Source organism: Streptomyces tubbatahanensis (genome assembly GCF_022699385.1).
GTDB classification, from domain to species: Bacteria; Actinomycetota; Actinomycetes; order Streptomycetales; family Streptomycetaceae; genus Streptomyces; species Streptomyces diacarni.
On sequence record NZ_CP093846.1, the window covers coordinates 635,731 to 658,775 of the forward strand.

General features: G+C 73.6%; 16 protein-coding genes. 5 read left to right on the plus strand and 11 right to left on the minus strand.

Going from position 1 to position 23,045, the window contains the following annotated elements; genetic code table 11:
* Positions 1 to 2: 2 nt before the first annotated feature.
* Positions 3 to 863, plus strand: a complete 861-nt coding sequence (locus MMF93_RS02710) for a carbohydrate ABC transporter permease (protein WP_242749220.1) — start codon at positions 3 to 5, stop codon at positions 861 to 863.
* A gap of 246 nt (positions 864 to 1,109) precedes the next feature.
* Entirely contained in the window at positions 1,110 to 2,549 is a 1,440-nt protein-coding gene (locus tag MMF93_RS02715; protein WP_242749222.1) for a GH1 family beta-glucosidase, read from the plus strand.
* A 31-nt stretch (positions 2,550 to 2,580) separates the two neighbouring features.
* On the opposite strand, the gene MMF93_RS02720 is transcribed toward MMF93_RS02715, so the two are convergent.
* Positions 2,581 to 3,669, minus strand: a complete 1,089-nt coding sequence (locus tag MMF93_RS02720) for a cation diffusion facilitator family transporter (RefSeq protein WP_242749224.1) — start codon at positions 3,667 to 3,669, stop codon at positions 2,581 to 2,583.
* Between the two features lie 399 nt (positions 3,670 to 4,068).
* Here MMF93_RS02720 and MMF93_RS02725 point away from each other — a divergent pair, with 399 nt between their 5' ends.
* Both MMF93_RS02725 and MMF93_RS02730 read left to right on the plus strand, forming a co-directional pair.
* Positions 4,069 to 4,644, plus strand: a complete 576-nt coding sequence (locus tag MMF93_RS02725) for a transglycosylase SLT domain-containing protein (protein WP_242749116.1) — start codon at positions 4,069 to 4,071, stop codon at positions 4,642 to 4,644.
* Between the two features lie 276 nt (positions 4,645 to 4,920).
* Positions 4,921 to 5,358 (plus strand): DUF6098 family protein, encoded by a 438-nt coding sequence (locus tag MMF93_RS02730; protein ID WP_242757212.1) that lies wholly within the window; start codon positions 4,921 to 4,923, stop codon positions 5,356 to 5,358.
* Positions 5,359 to 5,418: 60 nt separating this feature from the next.
* Here MMF93_RS02730 and MMF93_RS02735 read toward each other — a convergent pair whose 3' ends face one another.
* A complete protein-coding gene (locus MMF93_RS02735) occupies positions 5,419 to 6,858 on the minus strand; it encodes an FAD-binding oxidoreductase (RefSeq protein WP_242749226.1) in 1,440 nt (479 codons plus the stop codon).
* 26 nt (positions 6,859 to 6,884) lie between these two features.
* Entirely contained in the window at positions 6,885 to 8,651 is a 1,767-nt protein-coding gene (locus MMF93_RS02740; RefSeq protein ID WP_242749228.1) for a helix-turn-helix domain-containing protein, read from the minus strand.
* A gap of 278 nt (positions 8,652 to 8,929) precedes the next feature.
* Here MMF93_RS02740 and MMF93_RS02745 point away from each other — a divergent pair, with 278 nt between their 5' ends.
* Positions 8,930 to 10,015 (plus strand): branched-chain amino acid aminotransferase, encoded by a 1,086-nt coding sequence (locus MMF93_RS02745; RefSeq protein WP_242749230.1) that lies wholly within the window; start codon positions 8,930 to 8,932, stop codon positions 10,013 to 10,015.
* 16 nt (positions 10,016 to 10,031) lie between these two features.
* On the opposite strand, the gene MMF93_RS02750 is transcribed toward MMF93_RS02745, so the two are convergent.
* The 8 genes from MMF93_RS02750 to MMF93_RS02785 form a co-directional block, all read right to left on the minus strand.
* Positions 10,032 to 13,247, minus strand: a complete 3,216-nt coding sequence (locus MMF93_RS02750; protein WP_242749232.1) for an FAD-dependent oxidoreductase — start codon at positions 13,245 to 13,247, stop codon at positions 10,032 to 10,034.
* A complete protein-coding gene (locus tag MMF93_RS02755) occupies positions 13,244 to 14,653 on the minus strand; it encodes a GH1 family beta-glucosidase (RefSeq protein WP_242749234.1) in 1,410 nt (469 codons plus the stop codon). Before MMF93_RS02755 ends, MMF93_RS02750 begins: the two co-directional genes overlap by 4 nt.
* Positions 14,650 to 16,680 (minus strand): hypothetical protein, encoded by a 2,031-nt coding sequence (locus MMF93_RS02760; protein WP_242749236.1) that lies wholly within the window; start codon positions 16,678 to 16,680, stop codon positions 14,650 to 14,652. Before MMF93_RS02760 ends, MMF93_RS02755 begins: the two co-directional genes overlap by 4 nt.
* A gap of 117 nt (positions 16,681 to 16,797) precedes the next feature.
* Complete coding sequence (locus MMF93_RS02765) at positions 16,798 to 19,320, minus strand: alpha-mannosidase (RefSeq protein ID WP_242749238.1); 2,523 nt, start codon at positions 19,318 to 19,320, stop codon at positions 16,798 to 16,800.
* The gene (locus MMF93_RS02770) at positions 19,317 to 20,003 is read right to left on the minus strand and encodes a D-sedoheptulose-7-phosphate isomerase (RefSeq protein WP_242749240.1); all 687 of its coding nucleotides are present in this window, start codon (positions 20,001 to 20,003) and stop codon (positions 19,317 to 19,319) included. Before MMF93_RS02770 ends, MMF93_RS02765 begins: the two co-directional genes overlap by 4 nt.
* Positions 19,996 to 21,054 carry an ROK family protein gene (locus MMF93_RS02775; protein ID WP_242749242.1) on the minus strand — a complete coding sequence of 353 codons (1,059 nt, stop codon included), beginning with the start codon at positions 21,052 to 21,054 and terminating at the stop codon, positions 19,996 to 19,998. The genes MMF93_RS02770 and MMF93_RS02775 overlap by 8 nt, the downstream gene beginning before the upstream one ends.
* A complete protein-coding gene (locus MMF93_RS02780) occupies positions 21,054 to 22,016 on the minus strand; it encodes a carbohydrate ABC transporter permease (RefSeq protein WP_242749243.1) in 963 nt (320 codons plus the stop codon). The genes MMF93_RS02775 and MMF93_RS02780 overlap by 1 nt, the downstream gene beginning before the upstream one ends.
* The gene (locus MMF93_RS02785; protein ID WP_242749244.1) at positions 22,013 to 23,044 is read right to left on the minus strand and encodes a carbohydrate ABC transporter permease; all 1,032 of its coding nucleotides are present in this window, start codon (positions 23,042 to 23,044) and stop codon (positions 22,013 to 22,015) included. The genes MMF93_RS02780 and MMF93_RS02785 overlap by 4 nt, the downstream gene beginning before the upstream one ends.
* Position 23,045: the final 1 nt, after the last annotated feature.

Genomic DNA, 23,045 nt, shown 5'->3' on the forward strand with positions numbered 1-23,045 from the left:
AGATGTCGCACACCACCACCCCGCGCCGCGCCAGGGGCGCCGGGCGGCACCTGCACGCCGGGAAGTTCACCTACGCCGTCCTGCTGCTGTTCACCGTCGGCTCGCTCTTCCCCCTGGTCTGGACGGCCGTCGCCGCCTCACGGAACAACCAGCGGCTGGCGGAGACGCCACCGCCGTTCTGGTTCGGCGGGGACCTGTTCGCCAACCTGACCACCGCATGGTCCGACGCCAACATGGGCAAGGCGCTGTTCAACACCGTCTTCGTGGCGGGCACCATCGCCCTGACCACCGTGGTGTTCGCCACGCTGGCCGGGTACGCCTTCGCCAAGCTCCGTTTCCGGGCGAAGAACGCCCTGCTGCTGACGGTGATCGGCACCATGATGGTGCCGCCCCAGCTCAGCGTCGTCCCGCTGTTCATGGCGGTCGCCGAGCTGGAGTGGACCAACCAACTGCAGGCGGTCATCCTGCCGATGATGGTCAACGCCTTCGGCGTCTTCTTCATGCGCCAGTACCTGGTCAGCGCGCTGCCGACCGAACTGATCGAGGCCGCCCGGGTGGACGGCGCGCACAGTCTGCGCGTCGTCTGGCACGTCGTCTTCCCGGTGGCCAGGCCCGCCATGGCCGTACTGGGCATGCTGACGTTCGTCCTGGCCTGGAACGAGTTCTTCTGGCCCATCATCGCGCTGACCCAGGACAACCCGACGGTGCAGGTCGCGCTGACAGGACTCGGCCAGGGCTACATCCCCGACGAGTCCGTCATCATGGCCGGCGCGCTGCTGGGCACCCTGCCGCTGCTCGTCGTCTTCCTCCTGTTCGGCAAGCAGATCGTGGGCGGCGTCATGCAGGGGGCCGTCAAGGGCTGAGCCGGCCCACGGGCGGGCCCGCGGGCCGGAGCCGGGACGGACACCCGTGGGGGCGTGTCCGTCCCGGCTCCCCGCCCCGCACCCTCCGCGCACGCCGCACAGGCGCTCGTACCGCACACGTACACACCGCACACACCGCACACGCGTCCGAAGGGCGCACACGCCTCCGACGACCGATCCGGGGCACCGACCGTGCCCCGTGCCACCCCGGGGCACAGCCGTGCCCCGCACGATGGGAGCGCTCCTATGACTCTGTCGCCCGACACCGCCGCACACACCGCCACCCCCCTCGACTTTCCCAGCGGATTCCTGTGGGGCGCCGCCACCGCCGCCTATCAGGTCGAAGGCGCGGTGCGCGAGGGCGGACGCACCCCCTCCATCTGGGACACCTTCTCCCACACGCCGGGCAAGGTGGTCGAGAACCAGACGGGGGACGTGGCCTGCGACCACTACCACCGCTACCGCGACGACGTGGCGCTGATGTCCGAACTCGGCCTGGGCGCCTACCGCTTCTCCGTCTCCTGGTCCCGCGTCCAGCCGACCGGGCGCGGCCCCGCCTCGCAGCGCGGCCTCGACTTCTACCGCGCGCTGACCGACGAGCTGCTGACAGCGGGCATCAGGCCTGTCGTGACCCTCTACCACTGGGACCTGCCCCAGGAACTGGAGGACGCCGGCGGCTGGCCCGCCCGGGACACCGCCCACCGCTTCGCGGACTACGCCCGCCTGGTCGCCGAGGCGCTCGGCGACCGCGTCGAGCTGTGGACCACGCTCAACGAACCCTGGTGCAGCGCCTTTCTGGGCTACGGCTCCGGCGTGCACGCCCCGGGGCGCACCGACCCCGTCGACGCGCTGCGGGCGGCCCACCACCTCAACCTGGCACACGGACTGGGCACCCAGGCGCTGCGCTCGGCCCTCCCGGGCCGCGCCCAGGTGAGCGTCAGCCTCAACGCGGCCGTGGTACGGGCCCGTACGGACAGCGCGGCCGACCGCGACGCCGCCCGCCGGATCGACGCGCTGGCGACCCGCGTCTTCACCGGGCCCATGCTGCACGGCAGGTACGACGAGGACCTGCTGGCCGACACCGCCGAGCTCACCGACTGGTCCTTCGTCCACGACGGCGACACCGACACGGCGCACCAGCCCCTCGACGGCGTCTGCGTCAACTACTACACCCCCACCGTGGTCTCCGCCGCACAGGAAGGCACCGAACCCGAACGCCGGGACGGCCACGGCGCCAGCGCCCACTCGCCCTGGCCGGCGGCGGACCGCGTCTCCTTCCACCAACTGCCCGGCGAGCGCACGGCGATGGGCTGGAGCATCGACCCCGGCGGTCTGACCGAACTGCTGCTGCGCTTCCGCTACGAAGCGCCCGGCACGCCCCTGTACGTGTCCGAGAACGGGGCCGCCTACCCCGACACCGCCGACGCGGACGGCCAGTACCACGACCCCGAGCGCATCGCGTACGTGCGCAGCCACCTCCAGGCCGTCCACCGCGCGATCAGGGAAGGAGCCGATGTCCGCGGCTACTTCGTCTGGTCGCTGCTGGACAACTTCGAGTGGGCGTGGGGCTACGGCAAGCGCTTCGGCATCGTCCACGTCGACTACGCCTCGCAGCGACGCACCCCGAAGTCGAGCGCCGCCTGGTACGGCCGCCTCGCCCGTTCGGGAACCCTGTCCCAGGAGTGACCTGCCGGAGGCGCGCCGGCGTCCCGGCGGTTCAGTCCGTCCGGCCGTCGGCCGCCTCCGCCTCGGCGGCGCGCTCGATCACCTCGCGTTCCCGCCGCGCCCTGCGACGGTCCTCGCGATCGGCGTCGACCACGTCCAAGAAGACGTGGTCGACGTCGGCACACCGCTCGGCCAGGCCCCTCTTGACCCGGACGAGCGCGTCCTCCACGTGCTCGCTCTCCACCCCGGGCGCCAGGTCGACACGGGCGGCCAACAGCACCGAGTCCGGGCTCATCCGCATCGTCAGCACCTCGGTGACCGCGTCGATCTCGGGCTGCGCGTCGAGGAAGTCCAGGATCTCCCGGCGCAGCACCGGGTCGGCCGCCACGCCGATGAGCTGATCCTTGGCACCGCGTCCGAGGACGAAGGCGACGTAGACCAGCAGCGCCCCGATCGACAGCGACGCCACACCCTCGTACCAGCCCTGCCCCGTCACCATGTGCAGCGCCATCCCGGCCATGGCCAGCACCACACCCAGACAGGCCGCGCTGTCCTCCGCCAGCACCGTCCGCAGGGCAGGATCCTCGCTGTGCCGTACCTCGGCCCGCATCGTCCGGCACGCCTCCCGCGCCTGCCCACGCACCTGAAGCAGCGCCCTGACCAGCGACGTCCCTTCGGCCAGCAGCGCGACGAAGAGCACGAGCAGACCCACCACGTAGCCGGTGAGCGTCTCCTGGCTGCTGGAGGTGAACGCCTCGAAGCCCTGGAAGAAGGAAAAACAGCCGCCCGTGACGAAGATGCCGACGGCGGCGATGAGGGACCAGAAGAACCGCTCCTTGCCGTAACCGAACGGGTGCGCCGCGTCGGCGGGTTTGCGGCTCCGCTTCAGCGAGGCGAGAAGGAAGACCTCGTTGAGGCTGTCCGCGACCGAGTGGGCGGCCTCCGACAGCAACGCGGGCGACCCGGCGACAAGCCCGCCCCCCAGCTTGGCGACGGCGATCAGCAGATTCGCACCGAGCGCGACCCACACGGTCGTCTTCGTCTCCCCGTCCTGCCGTGTCCCGTCCGACGGCGCGGCCTCTCCCTGTGGCGGCGTCCCTGATGCTGTCGTCTGCGACGCCGACGTCGCTGCCTCAGTCATCGACTCCCCGACTCTCCGGCTTCCATGAGCGCGGCCACGAGTACCCCCCTCGCTCGGCTTCACAGCGGGTCACGAAAGAAGACCCAGGCCGCCCCGTTTCGCCGACGGTGGGTGTGGGGTTGGTGTGCTGTGGGTGACGGCGGCGGGGGCCGGATGTGAGGGCACCCATAGGGGCCAGATCACATACGAAACACCTTCGTATGTCCGATTCGCCGGGGTTCGGGGGTGGGAGTGGAGCGGCGCACGGCGACGGGCGAAGGGGACGAAGCGGGATAGTACGTCACATAGTTGTCGGGGCGGGGAGCCGGTCCGCAGGGTGGGCCCCAGGTCGCGACGAGACCGGGCACGCAGCCCGGAAACGCGGCCGGATGTGTCCCCCTTCGAAAGGCATCCGCTCGCATGCGTACCGCTCTGCGCAACACCAAGCTGACCACCGGCCTGACCGTCCTGGGCGCCGCCGGCATCGCCACCACCGCACTGGGCGGCACCGCCCACGCCGCCACCACCCCGCCCCAGACCAAGCCCGCCGCCCACGCCACCCAGACCGCCGCCGACAAGGACGACAAGAAGTCCGACAAGGCCGACGACAAGAAGGCGGAGAAGAAGGCGGACAAGGCCGAGGGCAAGGGCAAGGGCAAGGACGGCAAGTCCTACCCCGACAACCTGGACGGCTGGATCCGTGAAGCCAAGGCCATCATGGACAAGCACGGCATCCCCGGCTCCTACGACGGCATCAAGCGCAACATCATCCGCGAATCCGCCGGCGACCCCAACGCGGTCAACAACTGGGACGTCAACGCCCAGAAGGGCACCCCCTCCAGGGGCCTGCTCCAGGTGATCCAGCCCACCTTCGACCAGTACCACGTCAAGGGCACCCCCGATAAGCTCACCGACCCCGTCGCCAACATCGTCGCCGCCTGCAACTACGCAGCCGACCGCTACGGCACCATGGACAACGTCGACTCCGCCTACTGAGCAAAAGGCACCACCCAGCAGCCGACACCACACACACGCACCACGCGCACACGCGCACACGCATGCGATGCCGAGCGGGTGGGAGGAACACCCTCCCACCCGCTCGCCGCGTATGAGCGAAGCCGCGTTAGGGGCGGAGAGCGAGGGGAACCCGGGCGTCGTCAGTCGCGGGGCGGCGGTCGCGCAGCGGCCGTTGCCGGGGGCCGGAGGTCGGGGCGGGAGTGGGTGTGGTGGTCGTCGGCGGAGTGGAGGGACACGGTGACGGAGAGGTGGTCCATGCCGGTCTTCTCCTCGCTGGACGCCCTCAGCGAACTGGTCACCCGGCGCGGTCAGCTCTACGTGCGCTGGTCACGCGGGCCCGAGGTCGACCTGCAGCGGGGATCGAGCATGGACGACCTGACGGGAGCCGCCATGCCGGGGCTCTCCGCCAGCCCACTGGCCGTGGAGGAGTGGTGGGACGGGCGACCCGTGCGGGTGTGGGTGGCCCGGCGCCTGTACGACTATTCGCATCTGCCCCGGCTCAAGGACGCCCGCACCCGTCCCTGGGTGCTGTCCGGCGACGAGCTGGGGCGCGGGCCCGACAACGAGCCGCTGGTCCGTGACGTCTCTCCCCTCGGCTGGATCGCCGATCAGGTCATCGCGGAGGCGCACGAGATCGTCACCCGTCAGCCGGGCAGGTGGGGCCCGATCCGCCGGGACGGTACGGCGCCGTGAGACCCGGTGGCGGAGCGGGACGGGTGCTCGGCCGGGGCGGTGCCGGTCGCCCGGTGAGCGTCAGTGGGCGGCGTCCACGACCTTTCCCGGGTTGAACAGGTTGAGGGGGTCGAGCGCGTCCTTGACGGCGTGCTGCACAGCGCAGACCTGCGGCCCCAGCTCCCTCGTCATGCCGTCCCGTTTGAGCAGTCCGACGCCGTGTTCGCCGGTGACGGTGCCGCCGAGCGCGACGGCTTCGGACAGCAGTTCCTCGAAGGCGGTCTGCGCGGCCTCGCGGGCCGCGTCGTCGCCGGGCGGGGTGATCAGCAGCGGGTGCAGGTTGCCGTCGCCCGCGTGCGCGATGGTGGCGATGCGTACGCCGTGCCGGTGCCCGGTGGCCTCGGTGCGGGCGAGCATCTCGGGGACGGCGGAGCGCGGGACGCAGATGTCCTCGGTGAGTACGGGGCCGAGCCTCTCCAGCGCGGGGTAGGCGAGCCGACGCACCTCGAACAGCGCCTCGGCCTCGGTGGGGTCGGTGGACCGCTCGGCCCACAGCGCGCCGCTCTGAGTGAAGGCGGCGGCCACCGCTGCGGCCTCCTCCTCCCCTGCCTGGCCCGGGGAATCGACCCGGGCCAGCAGCAGCGCGGCGGCGTCCGCCTCGATGCCCAGGTGCTTCCACTCCTCGACCGCCGTCATGCAGGCGCGGTCGAGGAGTTCGAGCGCGGCGGGCTGGAGCCCGCGGCGGGTGCACAGGGCCACGGCCTCCCCGGCCGAGACGAGGTCGTCGAAGGCGCCGACCACGGTGTGCGGGGTACCCGTGGGGGCCCGGCGCAGCCGCAGGGTGATCTCGGTGAGGACGCCGAAGGTGCCTTCGGATCCGGTGAACAGCCCGGTCATGTCGTAGCCGCTGACGCCCTTGGCGGTGCGGCGTCCGAACCGCACGGCGGTGCCGTAGGGGCCGGCGGGACCGCCCATGACGGCTTCGAGGCCCAGGACGTAGTCGCGGGTCACGCCGTACTTGAGGCAGCACAGGCCGCCCGCGTTGGTGGCGACGTTGCCGCCGATGGTGGACCAGGGGGCGCTGGCCGGGTCCGGCGGGTACCACAGCCCGTGCTCGGCGACGGCGGCCTTGAGGTCGTTGTTGACCACCCCGGGCTGGACGACGGCCAGCAGGTTCTCCGCGTCGATCTCCAGGATGCGGTTCATCCTGGAGAGGTCCAGCACGAGGCAGCCGTCGGTGGCGTTGGCACCGCCGGAGAGGCCGGTTCCCGCGCCCCGGGTGACGACCGGTATCCGCAGGCCGGCGCAGACGCGGACGGCGGCCCGCACCTGGTCGGTGGAGTTCGCACGCAGTGCGGCCAGGGGTTTCCCCGCCGGGGCCCACTCGGCGTCGTCGGCGGCCAGTGTGGCCAGGACGTCGGGGTCTGTGACGAGTGCGCTGTCCGGCAGTGCGGCGGTGAGCGCGTCGAGTGCGGTGTCCACACCCGCAGACGCTAGTGCCGTGGCGGGGCCGGTGACCATGGAGAGTTTCTCCGGCGCGTGCCCGCTCAGGTGGGTGGTTCGCCCAGGGTGCGGGCCAGGCGGTGCAGCCGGAGCGCCAGGTGGATGTCGAGGGCCCGGTCGCCGTGCCGCCAGGTGTCGCCGAGCCGTTCGGCGATGCGCTCCAGGCGCTGGTAGAGGGTGTTGGGGTGGATGGTGAGGGCGGCGGCGGTGGCGGTGTGGCCGCGGCCCTGGGTGAGGAAGGCGTCGGCGGTTCCGGTCAGGTCGGTGCGGTGCCGCGCGTCGTGGTCGAGGAGGGGGCCGATGGTGGCGTGGACGAAGCGCTGCGCGTCGGCCCGGCCCGAGGCGCTGAGCAGGTAGCGGTAGGGGCCCAGGTCGGCGGGTGCCGCGCGGACGTCGGCGCGGTCGAGCGCGTGCAGGACGCTCAGGCAGGCGGCGGCGTCCCGGTAGGCGGCGGCCAGCCCGGCGACGCCGTGGGCGGGGCCGCCGAGTCCTGCGGTGACGCCGGTCAACTGGTCGCGCAGCTCCTCGGGGCTGATGTCCAGGATGCCGACGGCACGGCCGCGCACCACGCCGCTCAGTCCGCCGTGGCGGGCCGCCAGCCGGGCCAGGGCGGGCGCGTCGTGCAGGTCGGCGACGGCCACGGTGTGGCCGCGGGCCACGTCGAGACCCCGGGTGCGGGCGCGGCGTTCGAAGGCGGAGGTGTCCTCGACCTCGCCGACGACCAGCGCTTCGAGCAGTTCGGCGGCGGAGCGGCGTTCGGCGTCGGTGGCGGCGCGCTCGGCGGCGACCACCAGGGCGATCGTCATGGCCGCCCGCTCCAGCAGGCGTGGGGAGTCCTCGTCCAGCGGTGTGCTCGTGCTGACGCGCAGGGTGCCGAAGCGGGCGGCGGAGGAGGAGACGGGGACCGTGCGGGTGCAGCGGTCCGCTCCGTCGTCGGGCACCGCCGCCGAGCCGTTCCTGGCCGTGGCCACGGTGCGGCCCGCCTCGTCCTCGAAGCGGACGGTTCCGGCGACCACCCGGGAGAGACCGGTGACCGCCTCGTCCACTCCCCCGCCGCGCAGCGCGGCCCGCAGCAGGTCCTCGTGCAGGGCGACCGCGCGGTCGACGGTGGTCACGTGGTCGCGCAGCCGCTCGATGAGACGGGCGTTGTCGATCGCGACGGCGGCGTAGGCGGCCAGCGAGGACAGCAGTGAGGTCTCCTGTCCTGTGAAGGACCGCACCCGGCGCTGGGCCACCATCAGGACGCCGAGCGTCTCCCCGCGCAGGCGCAGGGGCGCGCCCAGGATGGTGCGCAGCCGCTCGGCGCGGGCCACGTCGTCCACGCCCGGCGCGTGGTGCAGTCCGGCGTCGTCGAGGTAGTCCGTGCTCTGCACCGGCTCTCCGCGCTCGACCACCCGCCCGGCGAGCCCGCTGCTGGGCTCCAGCACGATGCCGCGCAGGCGCGGTCCCGTTGAGCCGTCGGTCACCTCGATGGTCATCTTCCCGTCCGAGCCGGTCAGCGCGAGGTAGGCGACGTCCACGTCGAGCAGGCGCCGCGCCTGGGCGACGCTCTCCTGGAGGAGCGCTCCGCGTTGGTGCGTGCCGGTCAGCCGCAGCGCGAGGTCTCCGAGCGCCGCCAGCTCCCGTGCCCGCTGCTGGCGCTCGCGCAGCCGGGAGCGGAGCCGCTCGGCGCGCAGCGCCTCGGCGGCGATCCGTTCCCGTTCGGCCTCCTGGGTGGCCGCCGCCAGCCGCCGCTGCCGCAGCGCCTCGTACGCCGTCGGCTCCGCGTCCTCCAGCAGCAGCTGCAACCACGACTCGGCCCGCTCGTCCACGCCGCCATGCTCTCACCGGAACGCGGCGACCTGCCGTCGCGGCAGGCGCTGGGGCCTCGTCCCGCGGATCTGGGCCGGGAAGGGGGTGCCACCGCCCACCCTCGACGACGTCGACGTGGACACCGGGCGGGCGAGGCCCACCGCCCCGGCACCCACCCGCGGTGACGTACCGCTTAACGGTCATTAACATCTGCTCTGACGCCGGCGCCCGGCGTCCGCACATCCGCACACCGGCGGCCCCGCCGCCGTGACCGCCGCACCGGCGTGAGGAGTTGGCCGTGGCCTCTGAGTACCCACTGACCCCGACGACGAGTCCGACTCCGGCGGCGGAACGCGCTCGCATCCTCGCCGCGCCGGGCTTCGGCCGCTACTTCACCGACCACATGGCCACCGCCACCTGGAGTGCGGACCTCGGCTGGCACGGCCACCGCGTCGGCCCGCTTGAGCCCTTCTCGCTCCACCCCAGCGCCGCCGTGCTGCACTACGCGCAGGAGATCTTCGAGGGGCTCAAGGCCTACCGGCACGCCGACGGCACCGTCTGGCTCTTCCGGCCGGAGGAGAACGCGGCACGCTTCGCCCGCTCGGCGCGGCGGATGGCGCTGCCGCAGCTTCCCGAGGAGGACTTCCTCGCGGGGGTGGAAGCGCTCGTCCGCGCCGATGAGCCGTGGGTCCCGGTGCCGGGCAACGAAGAGAGCCTGTATCTGCGCCCGTTCATGTTCGCCTCCGAGGCCTTCCTCGGGGTGCGCCCCGCCACGCAGCTCGTCTTCTCGGTGATCGCGAGCCCCGCCGGCCCCTACTTCGCCGGCGGCCTCACCGGCGTCACGCTGTGGGTGACCAGCACCTACTCCCGGGCGGCCAGGGGCGGTACGGGCGCGGCCAAGTGCGGCGGCAACTACGCGGGCGGGCTGGCCGCCCAGCTGGAGGCCGAGGAGCACGGCTGCGACCAGGTGCTGTACCTCGACAGCGCCGGCGAGGGCAACCTGGAGGAGTCGGGCACCATGAACCTGTGCCTGATCACCGCGGACGGCCGCCTGATCACCCCGCCGCTGGGCACGATCCTCGAAGGCGTCACCCGCGACACCCTTCTCACATTGGCCGCCGAGGCCGGGCTGACCTGCCAGCAGCGCCCGATCACCATCGAGGAGCTGCGCGCGGGCGCCGCCGACGGCACCGTCACCGAGGTGTTCGCGGCGGGTACGGCGGCCGTGGTCACCCCCGTGATCGGCTTCAAGGGCGACGGCTACGCGTTCACCGTCGGCGACGGCGAGCCGGGCCGGCAGACGGCGGCCCTGCGCACGCGGGTGCTGGACATCCAGTACGGCCGCGCCGAGGACGCGCACGGCTGGCTGCGCCGCGTGCTGTGACCCCTTCGGGAGCGGGTCACGCCTCGGGCCGGCGGGTGGCGGCGGCCATGCGGTCAGGCAGGTCGGCCGTGTGGGGGTCCCAGCCGGGCCCAGGCGGGGCTGGCGACGGAGGGTGGGCGGCCAGGTGGGCGGCCCACGCCTGAGGATCCTTGCCCAGGTCGACGCCGGTCAGGGCGGCCAGGCGAGTGTGCGCCTGTTCGGCCAGCAGGGCGCGGTTGTCCGTCAGGTAGCGGAGGAGGACGCGGTAGCCGTCGCCGCTGCCGCAGGCCGCCAGGGCCCGGCCGATGCCCAACTCCAGCAGTGCACGCCTCTCCTGTACGTCGTCCGGCTCCACCACGCGGCCGCCGCGTTGCTGGTCGCGCAGGGCAGGCCGGCCGTGCAGGGCCTCCAGAACGGGCACGGCCGCCGGGTCGCCCCACCGCTCCGCCCCCGCGCAGACCGCGTCCACCCACGCGAACGGAGACCTCGCCGGATCGCGGAAGGTCTCCTCGTCCGCGTCCACCAGTTCCGCCACGCGCCGCCAGAGGGCGAGGACGCCAGGCGCGCGGGCGAAGGCCAGGGTGTGCAGCAGATACACCTCGTCGGGCATCGCCGACTGGTCCGGCGGCAGCTGCGCCTCGCGGATACGGGAGGTGCGCGGGGGCAGCCCGCTCCCGGCGAGCCGGCCCGCCAGGTGGCGCAGCAGCTCCCTGCTGCCCTCCGGACGGCCGCGCAGCGCCAGCAGTTGGCCCAGCAGCAGCCGCACCCCGGGCACGGGCTCCCGTACCAGGGCTTCGGCCAGGGCGTCGGTGGTGCCGGTCCTGGTGTCGAGTGCCAACAGGACGAACGGGATCCGCCCGTGGAAGACCTCGCGACGGCCCATGTCGGCGTACGTGTGGAGCGGCGCGTGAGAGGCCAGTTCACGGATCAGCTCCGCGGTGTCCTGGGCGGTGGCGGTGCCGGTGGTGGTGCCGGCAGGGTCGATGCCGGTGCCGGTGCCGGGCGGCGACGCGCTCGGGGCCTCCGCGGGCAGCCTGCCTCGGCGGACGAGCTCCGCCTGGAGTGCGGCCACGGGAAGCTCGTCGGGTACCACGCGGGCCGCGGCGCAGCGGGCGGCGGCCAGGCCCGCCACGTGCCCGAGGTTCTCCATGTCGGCCTGCATGCGCAGCGCGGGCAGCGCGTCGTGCGTGGCCGACAGCGCTTTGCCCGCCACGAGCAGGCCCGTCACACCGCGTGGGAGCAGCGCGCGGTACGGCACCTGGACCAGCAGATTCGGCGGTATCAGGCCGAGTTGGGGCCACAGCGCCTCGCCTTTGCCCTTGAGGTCGTGGTTGGAGAAGTGCACGCTCACCACGTCGGGCCAACGGCGCCCGGTGAGCTGGTCGGTGAGCGTGAGCACCACCTGGCCGCGCAGGTGGCGTGACTCGCGGCCCGCGGGCGCCGGCGCGTGGTCGTGCATCCGGCGGCCGCGGCGGCGTGCGGCGAGCACCGCCCGGGTCACGTCGACGACGTCGGTGGCGTCGGCGAGGCCGCCGAAGTCGTTGCGGGAGACGCCCGGTGCCTCGATCCGGCCCAACGACGACCACATCACGGTGTGCGTTCCGGCCGCGCCGTATGTGCAGGGGGCGCCGGCCCACGCGGCCAGGTCGGCGTCCCCCGTCGCGTCGACCACGACGCGTGCCCGCACGGCGAACGGCCCCAGGTCCCCGGCGAAGACGGCGCCGACGACCCGGTCCCCCTCGCACAGCACCGCGCACGCCCGGGCGTCGTAGACGTTGTGCACACCCGCCCGGTGCAGGGCCTGGTGGAGGGCGAACGCCTTGGCCTCGACGGTCCAGCGGCCCACACCGCCGCGCAGGCCCAGCGCGCGGTGCGTACGGTGCACCTCCGTGCGCAGCCGGGCCGCCCAGCCCTCCCTGCGGCCGAACCAGTAGCTGGGCACTCCCCCGTAGGTGCCGGCCCCTCCCGGCCCGGGGCCGGCCTCCACCAGCGCCACCCGGGCTCCCTCCTCGGCTGCCGTCCAGGCGGCGGACGCGCCGCTCGGACCGCCGCCCACCACCAGGACGTCCACCGTGGCGCCGAACGGCACCCCCACGTCCGCCACCCGCTCGCGCGGATACCGGCGGCCACGCTGCGGGGCGTCCTGCTCCCCCGTCCGCAACGTGCCCGACGACGGACACGGGAGGCGGACCGGCTCGGCGAGGGCGCAGGGCGGCGCGGCAACGGACGGCGCGGCGTCCGCGGTGGGGCTCGCGTCCGCAGTGAGGCTCGCGTCCGCGGTGGATACGGCGTCCGCGGTGGGCGCGGGCCCGGCGATGGGGCCTCGGGGCGCGGGGGCCATGGCACGGGCCAGGTCCACACCGTTCCCGACAGCCGCGAACGGGTCGAGCAGCGGGGCGTCCGCCGTCATGGCGAGCAGTGGGGCGGGCGCGCACCACACGCCCGGGCGTACGGGGTCGGGGAGGGAGCGCCCGGAGGCGGCACGGGCGGCCAGCGGGCGGGTACCGAGCGCTCCCAGGACGGCATGGCGGAAGGCCGGATGCTCGCGCAGCAGAGTGCCGGCCGCACGCAGCGCGGACCACCGGTCGCCTGTGGTGGCGAGCAGTGCGTAGAGGTGGCCCTGTCCACGGCAGCCGTCCACGAACCGCGCACCGGCGGCCGCCGGGTGATGTGCCAGCCGCGCCGCCTCCCCCGCCTCCTCCGCCACCCGGTCGAACTCCACGGACCAGACGCCGCCTCGGCCCCTCCCGCCCGCTCGCCGTCCGGCGCCGTGGATCACCGGGTGGTTGCCGGTCGCATCCAGCAGACGGGTGCAGCGCACCAGTTGCCTCCCGGACTTGCCCGCGATCACCACTCCGCGCCCCTCACCCGCCTCCCCATGGTGGAGCGCCAGCGGATCGACGCCGTACAGCACCTGGCCGCCGGCGGCCGTCAGCGTCTCCTCCAGGTGGAGTTTCCAGGCGGTCGGGCGGAGCGGGAGGTGGCGGCCGGGCGGCGTGCCCGGGGGCAGCAGCCCGGCGAGCAGCGGTGGTGGCGGGTGGCCGTCCTCCGGCGTGGTCAGCCAGGGGCGGTTGGCGGCCGTCAGCTCGCCGCCCAGCATGTAGCCGTGTTCCAGCACCACGACCGACCGCCCGGCGCCGGCCAGTTCGACGGCTGCCGCCACGCCTGTCAGGGTGCCTCCGAGCACCGCCACGTCCACGTCGAAGAGCACGGGCAGTGCTCGGCCGGGCAGTCGCAGCGCGTCGCCGCTCACGCCGCGTCCGGCGGGGGCACGGTGCCGGTGGCGGCGACGCGCGCGTACCAGTGGCCGCTGTCCTTGAGGGTGCGGGTCTGGGTCGTCCGGTCGAGGTGGGCGAGGCCGAAGCGGGGCCGGTAGCCCATCGCCCATTCGAAGTTGTCGACGAGGGACCAGTGGTAGTACCCCTCCACCGGCGCTCCCGCCTCCCGGGCGCGGTGCACGGCCTCCAGGTGGGCCCGCAGGAAGGCGGTGCGCCGCTCGTCCCTGACGCGGCCGTCCGCGTCGGGCCCGTCGTCGTAGACCGCCCCGTTCTCGGTGACGAGCAGGGGCGTGCCGGGGTAGTCGCGGTGCAGGCGCAGCAGCAGGCGGCACAGGTCGTCGGGGACGACTTCCCAGCCTGTGTCGGTGCGCTCCACGTCCGCGCGGCCCGGCTCGACCTTCCACGGCCACGGCCCGTCACCTGGGCGGGCCGAGACGATGCGGCGGGTGTAGTAGTTGACGCCGATGAAGTCGCTGCCCGTGCCGATGAGTGCCAGGTCGCCGTCGTGCACGAAGTCGAGCGGTCCGGTGGCCCGCTCCCAGTGCTCGCGCATGTCGTCCGGGTAGCCGCGGCCGAGGGCCGGGTCGAGGAACCAGCGGTTGACGTAGCCGTCGGAGGCGCGCGACGCGGTCCTGTCTGCGTCGCTGTGGGGGTCGAGCGGGGTGTGCGGAAAGAGGCTGTAGGCGATTCCGGCGCGGGAGTCGGGGCGCCCGGCACCGCGCAGTGCCCGCGCGGCGAGGCCGTGGCCCAGCAGCAGGTGGTGCATGACGCGGACGCAGGCCGCCAGGTCCTTCTCGCCGGGGGCGTGGAGCCCGAGTTGGTGGCCGAGTACGCCGACGATCCACGGCTCGTTGACGGTGACCCAGTCGCGTACCCGGTCGCCGAACTTCTCGAAGCAGACGGCCGCGTACTCGGCGAAGCGTTCCGCTGTCCGGCGGACCCGCCACCCGCCCTCGTCCTGGAGGGCCTGCGGCAGGTCCCAGTGGTAGAGGGTGACCAGCGGGTGGATGCCGCGCTCCAGGAGGCCGTCGAGGAGACGGTCGTAGTGGGCCAGGCCGCGCGGTTCGAGGCGGCCGCCGCCCTCGGGCAGGAGGCGCGGCCAGGCCAGGGAGAAGCGGTAGGCGTTGAGGCGGAGCGCGGACATCAGCTCCAGGTCCTCCTCGACGCGGTGGTAGTGGTCGGCCGCCTCGTCGCCGGTGTCGCCGTTGTCGACCGCGCCGGGAACGCGGCAGAACCGGTCCCAGATGGAAGGCCCGCGCCCGTCGGCCTCCACGGCGCCCTCCACCTGGTACGCGGAGGTGGCGGCGCCCCACCGGAAGCCGGGTGGGAAGCGCAGTGCGCCGCGCGGGCTCTTCTCGGTGACGGGTACGTCGGCGGTCATCGCAGCTCCTCGAATTCCGGCATGGCGCGGGCTCGTTCGCAGGCGTACAGCAGGACGCCCGCCGACCAGGCATGCGAGAGGGTCAGCAGCATGCCCTTCGCCTGGAAGCACTCGGTCTGGTAGAAGCGTTCGCTGACCATGCCCCGGTAGGCGTTGAAGTCGCCGTCGGCGCGGGCCACGAACTGGCGGAAGCAGTCGAGGTTCTCCCGCGCCGAGGTCAGGTAGTGGGGATCGTGCAGGTGGCGGGCCAGCCGCACCCACTCGGGCAGGCAGATCAGCCCGAAGGAGTGCAGGTGCTGGTTGGAGGGGGACGCCTGGTCGCCGCCGCGGGTGCGGAAGCCGTAGGCGCCGAGCAGGGTGTGCGGGGGGAAGCTGACGTCGTAGCTGTAGCGGAAGGTCAGTGTCCAGTCGGCGGCGCGGCGGGCCAGGTCCAGCCAGCGCGGATCGCCAGGGTCCGCCTCGTGCAGCAGCGTGTAGGCGATGACGGCGTTGTACCCGTCCTCCGAGGTGGGGGCCAGGGAGACGTCCTCGGGCGCACCGCACAGGAACTCGTCGCGCAGGTCGGCCGCGAAGGCGCGTCCGGCGTGGCACGCCGTGGCCAGCCACGCCGGCTCGCCGAGCGCGGCGGCGGCCTCGGTCAGCGGCGCGACCCACGCCAGCCCGGCGCTGCCCTCGTAGGTCAGGGGAGCGCCCGTGTCGCTGTGGTGGGCGGCGGCCAGCCGCCCGTCGTGGGCCCGCCGCCCGCCGTGGGCGACGGCGAGGTTGGAGCGTACGGCCCGCTCCCAGCCGGGGTGGTCGTGGCCGCGTGCGCGCTCGGCGGCCAGCGCCCGCAGCAGGAAGAGAGTGGCGTCGCCCAGGGTGCGCGAGTGCAGCCGGTGCGGTTCCGGCGTCCAGCCGGCGCTCCAGCCGCCGCGCGCGCCCCACTGCCCCCAGAACGTACCGCCGGGTGCGAGGTTTTCCGCTATGTGGTCCAGCACGCCGACCGCGGCCTCGGCCATGCCAGGATCACGGGTGCGCCGGGCGTGCAGCAGCAGGGCGTGCGCGTAGGGGGTGCCGCTCACCCAGGAGACGTGCATGGCGCTGCGGTCACCCCGCTCCCCCAGCGCCTCGCGGTCGAAGGCCGCCGTCTCCAGCAGTACGGGCGGGTCGTCGCGGTAGTGCCAGCGGTGCAGTCCGTAGGCGCACAGCCGCGCCGCCTCGTCCAGTCCGACCCAGGCGGCGGGCTCCTTCGGCACGGGGGTGCGCTCGTGCAGGGTGCGCAGCACGGGCGCGTAGGCGTGCGGGTCGGTATCGAGCAGGTGCACGGTGAAGCGCACGGTGCGAGTCGTCTCCGGCTGCCAGGTGTGCGTGGGGGTTCGCGGGGGCCGGGGCGTGGCGGAGCCGTAGTAGACGACGGGCTCTTCCCGGAAGGGGGCGTGGAGGCGCAGCGCGGGGTGGCGGCCCGGCAGCAGCGCGAAGCCGACGCCCTGCTCCCCCAGCTCGCCCACTTCCGCCACCAGCGCGAGGGCTGCGCCGCCCAGCCGGTCACGGGCGAAGACGGCTGGGGTGGCGCACCGGTCGGCGCGGAACGACCACGCGTCGGCCACCAGTGCCCGCGGATCGTCGGTCCCCTCCGCGAACCGCGGGTAGGGCCGCTCGCATCCCGGCAGCCTGCCGGGGCCGTAGAAGACGCCGGGGATGAGCCAGCCGGGGTCCTCGGTCTGTCCGAGCCGCACCTCGATCCGCAGCCCGGCGGCGGTGGGGGTCCGGGCCGTTCTGCGTACGGTCAGCGCCCCTTCGTACGCCTGGGCGCGCGGGTCGGTGGGTCCGTAAGGGCGCAGGTGCATGCGGGCCGCGAATCCGTGTGCGGCACCGCGCAGTTCGCGGCTTCCGTCCGGGTGCGGCCGGTCTTCGTGGACGGGCACCGGCAGGCAGTCCCCTTCCGGTGTCATCAGGGCGACGACGCAGGGCAGCGCGACCTCTCCCCCGTCCGGGGTGCGCAGCCGTGCCGCCTGGTGGGGTGGTGCGTCAGCTGAGGGTGCGGGCACGTGAGGTTCCCTCCGTCCAGGGCTGCCGCCCGTCGGTGGCGGGTGCCGCGCGCCACCGGCGGAGCCGGGCACGGTCTCGCCGGGGCGCGGGGTGGCTGTGCGTCGCCGCGAGGTGGTTCATGCGTCGTCGCGGGTCCTCTCCAGCAGGTCCGTCTCGACGACGGGCTGTTCGGGGTCGCGCGGTACGCGGAACGTCTTGATCTCGCAGGGGCCGAAGTCCGCCTCGATGTACCGCCCTTCGGCCAGGGGCAGTCCGATCCTGGCGTGGGCCGAGTGGCCCGTGGACTCGTAGGCGCGGACGATCAGGTCGCCGGTGGCGTCCTCGTCCGCCTTGACGACGGTGACCAGGACGCTGCCCGCGCCGTCGTCCGCGTGCGCGGCCCGCTGCGGCAAGGGCCCGTCGTGGAAGGTCTCCAGCAGGCTGAGGAGGGGCTGGTTGAGTTCGGCGGCGCGGCGCGCCGGGTCGGCGTCCCGCCAGTCGCCGGCGTGCGGGATGAGCAGCAGTTGGAAGTCCTGGCGGCCCTGGTCGAGGTAGTCGTAGATGCCGTCGGGGTCGAGTTGGCGCGGCTCGTGCCAGGCGTAGGCGGGGCTGCGCAGTGCGGTGAGGCCGATCTCGCCGCCGGTGACGTCGTGGCCGTGCTTGCTGTCGTTGGCGACGGTGAGCCCGGCGCGGCGGCCGTCGGGCAGTGTGCCGCTGACGTCGACCCACGCCTGGGTGGGCTCCTCGGTGCCGTCGGGGACGCGTTCGAGGTGCCCGTAGGGGATCTCGTGGGTGGCGGTCGCCTCCGACAGCGCGGTGGGGAAGCGGAGCTTGAGCAGCTTGAGCTGTTCGTGCCAGTCGACGGTGACGCGGACCTCCACCTGGCGGGACCCGGCGGAGACGACGTACTCCTCGGCGAGCGTGGAGCGCTCGTAGCGGCTCTCGACGCGCAGCACGGCGCGGACGGGCCCGTGCTCGACGAGCCGGACGCGGGCGGGGGTGAAGGAGCCGATGGCCCGGTCGTAGGCGCGCACCCGGTGGCCCCAGGTGTCGGAGGGGTCGTCGACGACGACGGCATGCGGGCCCGGACGCTCGGGCAGCAGCTCGGCGCCGGAGTCCTTGTCGAACAGGGAGCTGAGCCAGCCGGTTTCGGGGTCGAGGGTCAGCCGCAGGTGCGCGTTTTCCAGGCTCGTGCCGGTGGCGGTGACGGGCTCCGGGCCCTCGCCGGCCGCGAGGACGTGCTCAGGGGTGTTGCCGCTTCCGGGGGCCTGCCGCGGGTTCGCGCCCGGGCGCAGGTGGTAGACGCGGTAGCCGAGGGGCGGCACGGCCGCGCGGAAGGCGAGCCGGCCCCGGCTGCCGCTCATGGTGGCCTCGGAGCGGGTGAGCTGGACGGGGACGGGCGTGTCCTCCTCGTCGGTGAGCCCGGCGTCTGCCGCCTGCCCGAACTCCGTCTCGACGTCGGTGTGCACCTCCCAGGGGTGCGGGTTGAAGACGACGAGCGGGACGGTCTCCTCCCGCAGCGGGATGGCGATGCGGGAGGAGACGGCCTGGACGGCGCGGTTGCAGGCCTCGGCGGCCAGCGAGCGGGCCCGCCCGTAGTCGTCGCGGGCGTCGTCGTAGGCGGAGCGCAGGGAGGTGCCCGCGAGGATGTCGTGGAACTGGTTGAAGAGGACCAGTTTCCACGCCTCGGCCAGCTGCTCGTGCGGGTAGGGCTCGCCGGTGACGGCGGCGGCGACCGCGGCCCACTTCTCGGCGCGCTGGAGGTCGTTCTCGGCGCGGCGGTTCCACGCCTTGATGCCGGAGTGCGCCGAGTAGCAGCCCGGGCCGTGGTGCTGGAGTTCGCCGGCGTGCACCGGGATGTCGTCCCGGTCACGTATGCGCTGGTAGAAGGCTTCTGGGTGGCTGAGTTCGAGCCGGGGCAGGCCACCGAGCCGGTTGAGGCGTTCGACGCTGTCGAGGTTGGTGCGTGTGGGGCCGCCGCCGTGGTTGCCGACCCCGTAGAAGACCATCAGCTCCCGCTCGTCGGGCGGCATGATCGCCAGCGCCTTGTCGAGGTGCCCGCCGATGTCGCGCCCGTTGCTGGTGTACTCGTGCGGCAGCCGGTAGGCCAGCACCCGGGAGCCGTCGGGGGCCTCCCAGTGGAAGAACTGGCCCGGCAGCCGCTGTTCGTGCGGCCCGGGGCGCAGGAACATGTAGCCGTCCATGCCCGACTTGCGCAGCAGCTGCGGCAGCATCGCGTTGTGTCCGAACGGGTCGACGTTGCAGCCGACGGTGGCCGTCGTGCCGAAGCGCTCCAGCAGGTACCGCTGGCCGTACAGGGCCTGGCGGACGAACGACTCCCCGGAGGGGATGTTGCAGTCGGGTTCGATCCACCAGCCGCCGACGACCTGCCAGCGGCCCTCGGCGACGCGCTTGCGTATCTCCTCGAACATCCGCGGGTCGTGGCGCTCGATCCACTCCAGGTACATGACGGAGTCGCAGGTGAACACGAAGCCGGGGTACTCCTCCATGCGGTCGAGCGCGGAGCGGAAGGTCGCGCGTATCTCCTGGAGCCCTTCGGGCCAGCGCCACAGCCACACGGGGTCGATATGCGCGTTGCCGACGAGGTGGAGGGTGCGCCGGCGGGAACCGGGCGTCGCGCGGGGGGCCGGGGTGGTCATGCGGGCGTCTCCAGACGGTCGCGGTCGCTGGGGCGGGGTGGGGCGGCGGTCGGGGCGTGGTCGGTCTCGGCGGCCCACGCGTCGACCCGCTCGCTGAGCAGGTGCAGCAGGGTGAGGTGTGCTTCCTGGATGCGGGCTGTGGCGGTGGCGGGCACGAGAAGGGTGTGGTCGGCGTGCTCGGCGGCGGGCATGCCGTCCTGCTCACCGCCGGTGAACAAGGCGGTGACGGCGCCGGCGGCGCGGCCCGCCGCCAGTCCGCGCACGACGTTGGGCGAGCGTCCCGAGGTGGTGAAGGCGAGCACCATGTCGCCGGGGCGTGCCAGTGCCCGCACCTGGCGGGCGAACACGTCGTCGAACGCGTAGTCGTTGGCGATGCAGCTGACGACGCTGGGGTCGGTGGCCAGCGACACCGCGGGCAGCGGGCGCCGCTCGCGCAGGTAGCGGCCGATGAGTTCGCCCGCCAGGTGCTGGGCGTCGGCCGCGCTGCCTCCGTTGCCGAAGGTGTAGAGGCGGCCGTCTTGGGCGTAGACGTCGATGAGCGCGTCGGCGACGCGGTGGAGCGCGGGCAGCAGGGCGCGGGTCGCCCCGAGCGCGGCGAGGTGCTCGGCCAGGTGGGCGGCGAGCCGGTCCGCGGCGGGTTCTCCGGCGGGCCGGGTGGGGGTGGGGTGGGCGGGGTCAGCCATGACGCTCCTGGTCGCGGTGCGGATTCGTGAGGCGTTCGAAGGCGATGGCGGCGGCGCCGAGCACGCCGGCCTGGTCGGCGCGTGCGGCCCGCACGATGCGGGCGGCGCCCGCGGCCGGGCCCATGGCCCGTGCGGCGACCAGCTGCCGTACGGGCGCCAGGAGTTGCTCCCCCGCCCGGGTGACGCCGCCGCCGAGCACGACCAGGTCGGGCTCGAAGACGTTGACCAGAGTGGTGAGGCCGCCCGCGAGCAGGTCGACCGTCTCGTCCCACACCCGGGTGGCCACCGCGTCCCCGTGTCGCGCCGCCGCTGCCACCTGCGCGGCGGTCGGGTCGGCGGTGCGGCCCAAGGCGGTGGACTCGCCCCGCAGGCGGGCTTCGGTGGCGGCTTCGGCCGCGCGCCGGGCGAGGGAGGTGCCCGAGGCGTACGCCTCCAGGCAGCCCGCGCGCCCGCAGCTGTCGCACCGGCGCCCGCCGGAGCGGACCGTCACGTGTCCGGGTTCGCCGCCGTTCCCCGCCGCGCCGCGGAAGGTCCGCCCTTCGAGGACGACGCCGCCGCCGATGCCGGTGGAGATCGTCAGGTAGAGCAGATGACGGCAGCCGCGTCCGGCGCCGAAGCGCCACTGGCCCGCAGCGCCGGCCGTGCCGTCGTTGTCCAGGACGGCACGCGGACCGAACCGTTCCTCGGCCAGCCGCGTGACGGGGATGTCACGCCAGCCGGGCAGGTGGGGCGGGGCGATGAGCAGGCCGGTGGCCGAGTCGAGCGGGCCGCCGCAGCCGATGCCCGTGCCCAGCAGGGCGGCGGGGGCGACGCCCGCGCGGGTCAGGACGTCCTCGCCGAGGTCGAAGAGCCGCTTGAGGCACGCCTCGGGTCCGTTTCCGACGCCCGTGGGACAGACGGCGAACGCCTGGGTGCCGCCGTCGGCGGTCACGACGCCCGCGGCCAGCTTCGTCCCGCCGATGTCGAGGGCCAGCACCGGCCGCCCGGTGCAGTCCGGGTGGGGTCGGTCGGGCGGGGTGCGGCGCGCGCCGCCGTGCTGGGGGTGGGTCATCAGCCCTTCCGTCCTTGTGTGGCGATGCCGGAGACGAAGTGCCGCTGGCCGAGGAAGAAGACGAGGATCATCGGCAGGGTGACGATCAGGCTGGCGGCGCACACGATCTCCCAGCGCATCTCGCCGCCCTCCCCGAACTGGTCGAGCACCGCCTTCAGACCGCGCGGCACGGTGTAGAGGCCGGGGTCGCGCAGGTAGATCAGCGGCCGCACCAGATCGGTCCAGGCGGCCTGCACCTCGAAGACGAACGTGACGACCATGGCGGGCTTGCACAGCGGCACGGCGATCTGCCAGAACATCCGCCAGTAGCTGGCGCCGTCGATCCTGGCCGCCTCGAACAGCTCCCGCGGCAGGCCGAGGAAGAACTGCCGCAGCAGGAAGATGTAGAAGGCGCTGCCGAACAGGTTGGGGGCCCACAGCGGTACCTGGGTGCTGGCCAGGTGGAGCCAGTTGAAGATCAGGTACTGCGGCACCATCGTCACCACGGCGGGCAGCATCATCGTGGCGATGACGAGCCCGAACAGCGCGTTGCGGCCGGGGAAGCGGAAGTAGGCGAAGCCGAAAGCCACCAGGGAGGAGCTGACGGTGACCGTGACGGCGGCGGCCGCAGTGACGGTGACGCTGTTGCCGACCCAGGTCAGCAGCGGCACCGCGGTCCAGATCTCGGTGTAGTTGGCGAACTGCCACACCGTGGGGATCAGCGCGTTGTCGAAGACGTGTTCCGACGGTTTCAGCGAGGCGCTGATCAACCAGACGAACGGGTAGAGGAAGACGAGGGAGGCGCAGGTCAGCGCGAGCAGGCGCAGCGCCTTCCCCGTACGGGTCTCCCTCCGGCGGCGCCCGGATCCTTCGCGGCCGGGCGCGGCGGCCGGGCGCCGCCGCGCGGCACCGTGCGCGGCGCTGCTGTCCCGATCCCGCTGCGGTGGCTTGTGGTCGGGCGGCGAAGCGGTGAGGCCGCTCATCGGGTCTCCCCCTCGTAGTAGACGAACCGCCGGCTCAGCCGGGCCTGGAGGACGGTGATCACCAGGATGATCACAAAGAGCAGCCAGGACATCGCCGACGCGTAGCCCATGTGCATGAACTGGAAGGCCTGCTGGAAGAGGTAGACGACGTAGAAGAGCGCGGCCTCGTGGCTGTAGGTCTGGGCGTTCGAGGTGCCGAAGAAGGCGGTGTAGGCCTCGTCGAAGGTCTGGAGGGCGGCGATGGTGTTGACGACGAGGGTGAAGAAGACGGCGCCGGAGATCTGCGGCAGCGTCACGTGGCGGAAGGACTGCCAGCGTCCCGCGCCGTCGAGTTCGGCCGCCTCGTACAGGTCCTGCGGCACGGCGCGCAGCGCGGCCAGGTAGATGACGACGGTGCTGCCCAGCGCCCACAAGGTGGTCAGCACCAGCCCCGGTTTCACCCACGCGCCGTCTGTCGTCCAGCTGGGGCCGTCGACGCCGACCCAGCCCAGCGCGGTGTTGATGAGCCCGACGTTGCCGTTGAACAGCAGCAGGAAGAGGATGCCGACGGCCACGGACGGTGTCATCACCGGCAGGTAGAAGACGGTACGGAAGAACCCGGCCGCCCTCCCCACGCGCAGCAGCAGCAGCGCCAGTGCCAGCGCCAGCGCCATGGACAGCGGCACCCGCATCAGGGCGAAGAGGAGCGTGTTGGCCATGGAGGTGGCCACCTGGGGGTCCTCGAACAGCTGCCGGTAGTTCTCCAGGCCGACGGAGCGGGTGGCGCCGATGCCGTCGTAGTTGGTGAACGACAGGACGAAGCTGGCGGCCATCGGCCCGGCGGTCAGGGCGAGGAAGCCGACCATCCAGGGGGAGATGAACGCGTACGCGGCGCGGGTGTCGCGGCGGCGCCAGGAGGCGAGCCAGCGGCGGGTACGGGCGCGCCGGGACGCCTCGGGCGCGGACAGGGGCCGCGCGGAGGGGTCCGGGGTGCCGGCGGGGGGCTCGGGGGAGGAAACGGGCGAGGCGGACGAGGTGGATGTTCCCATC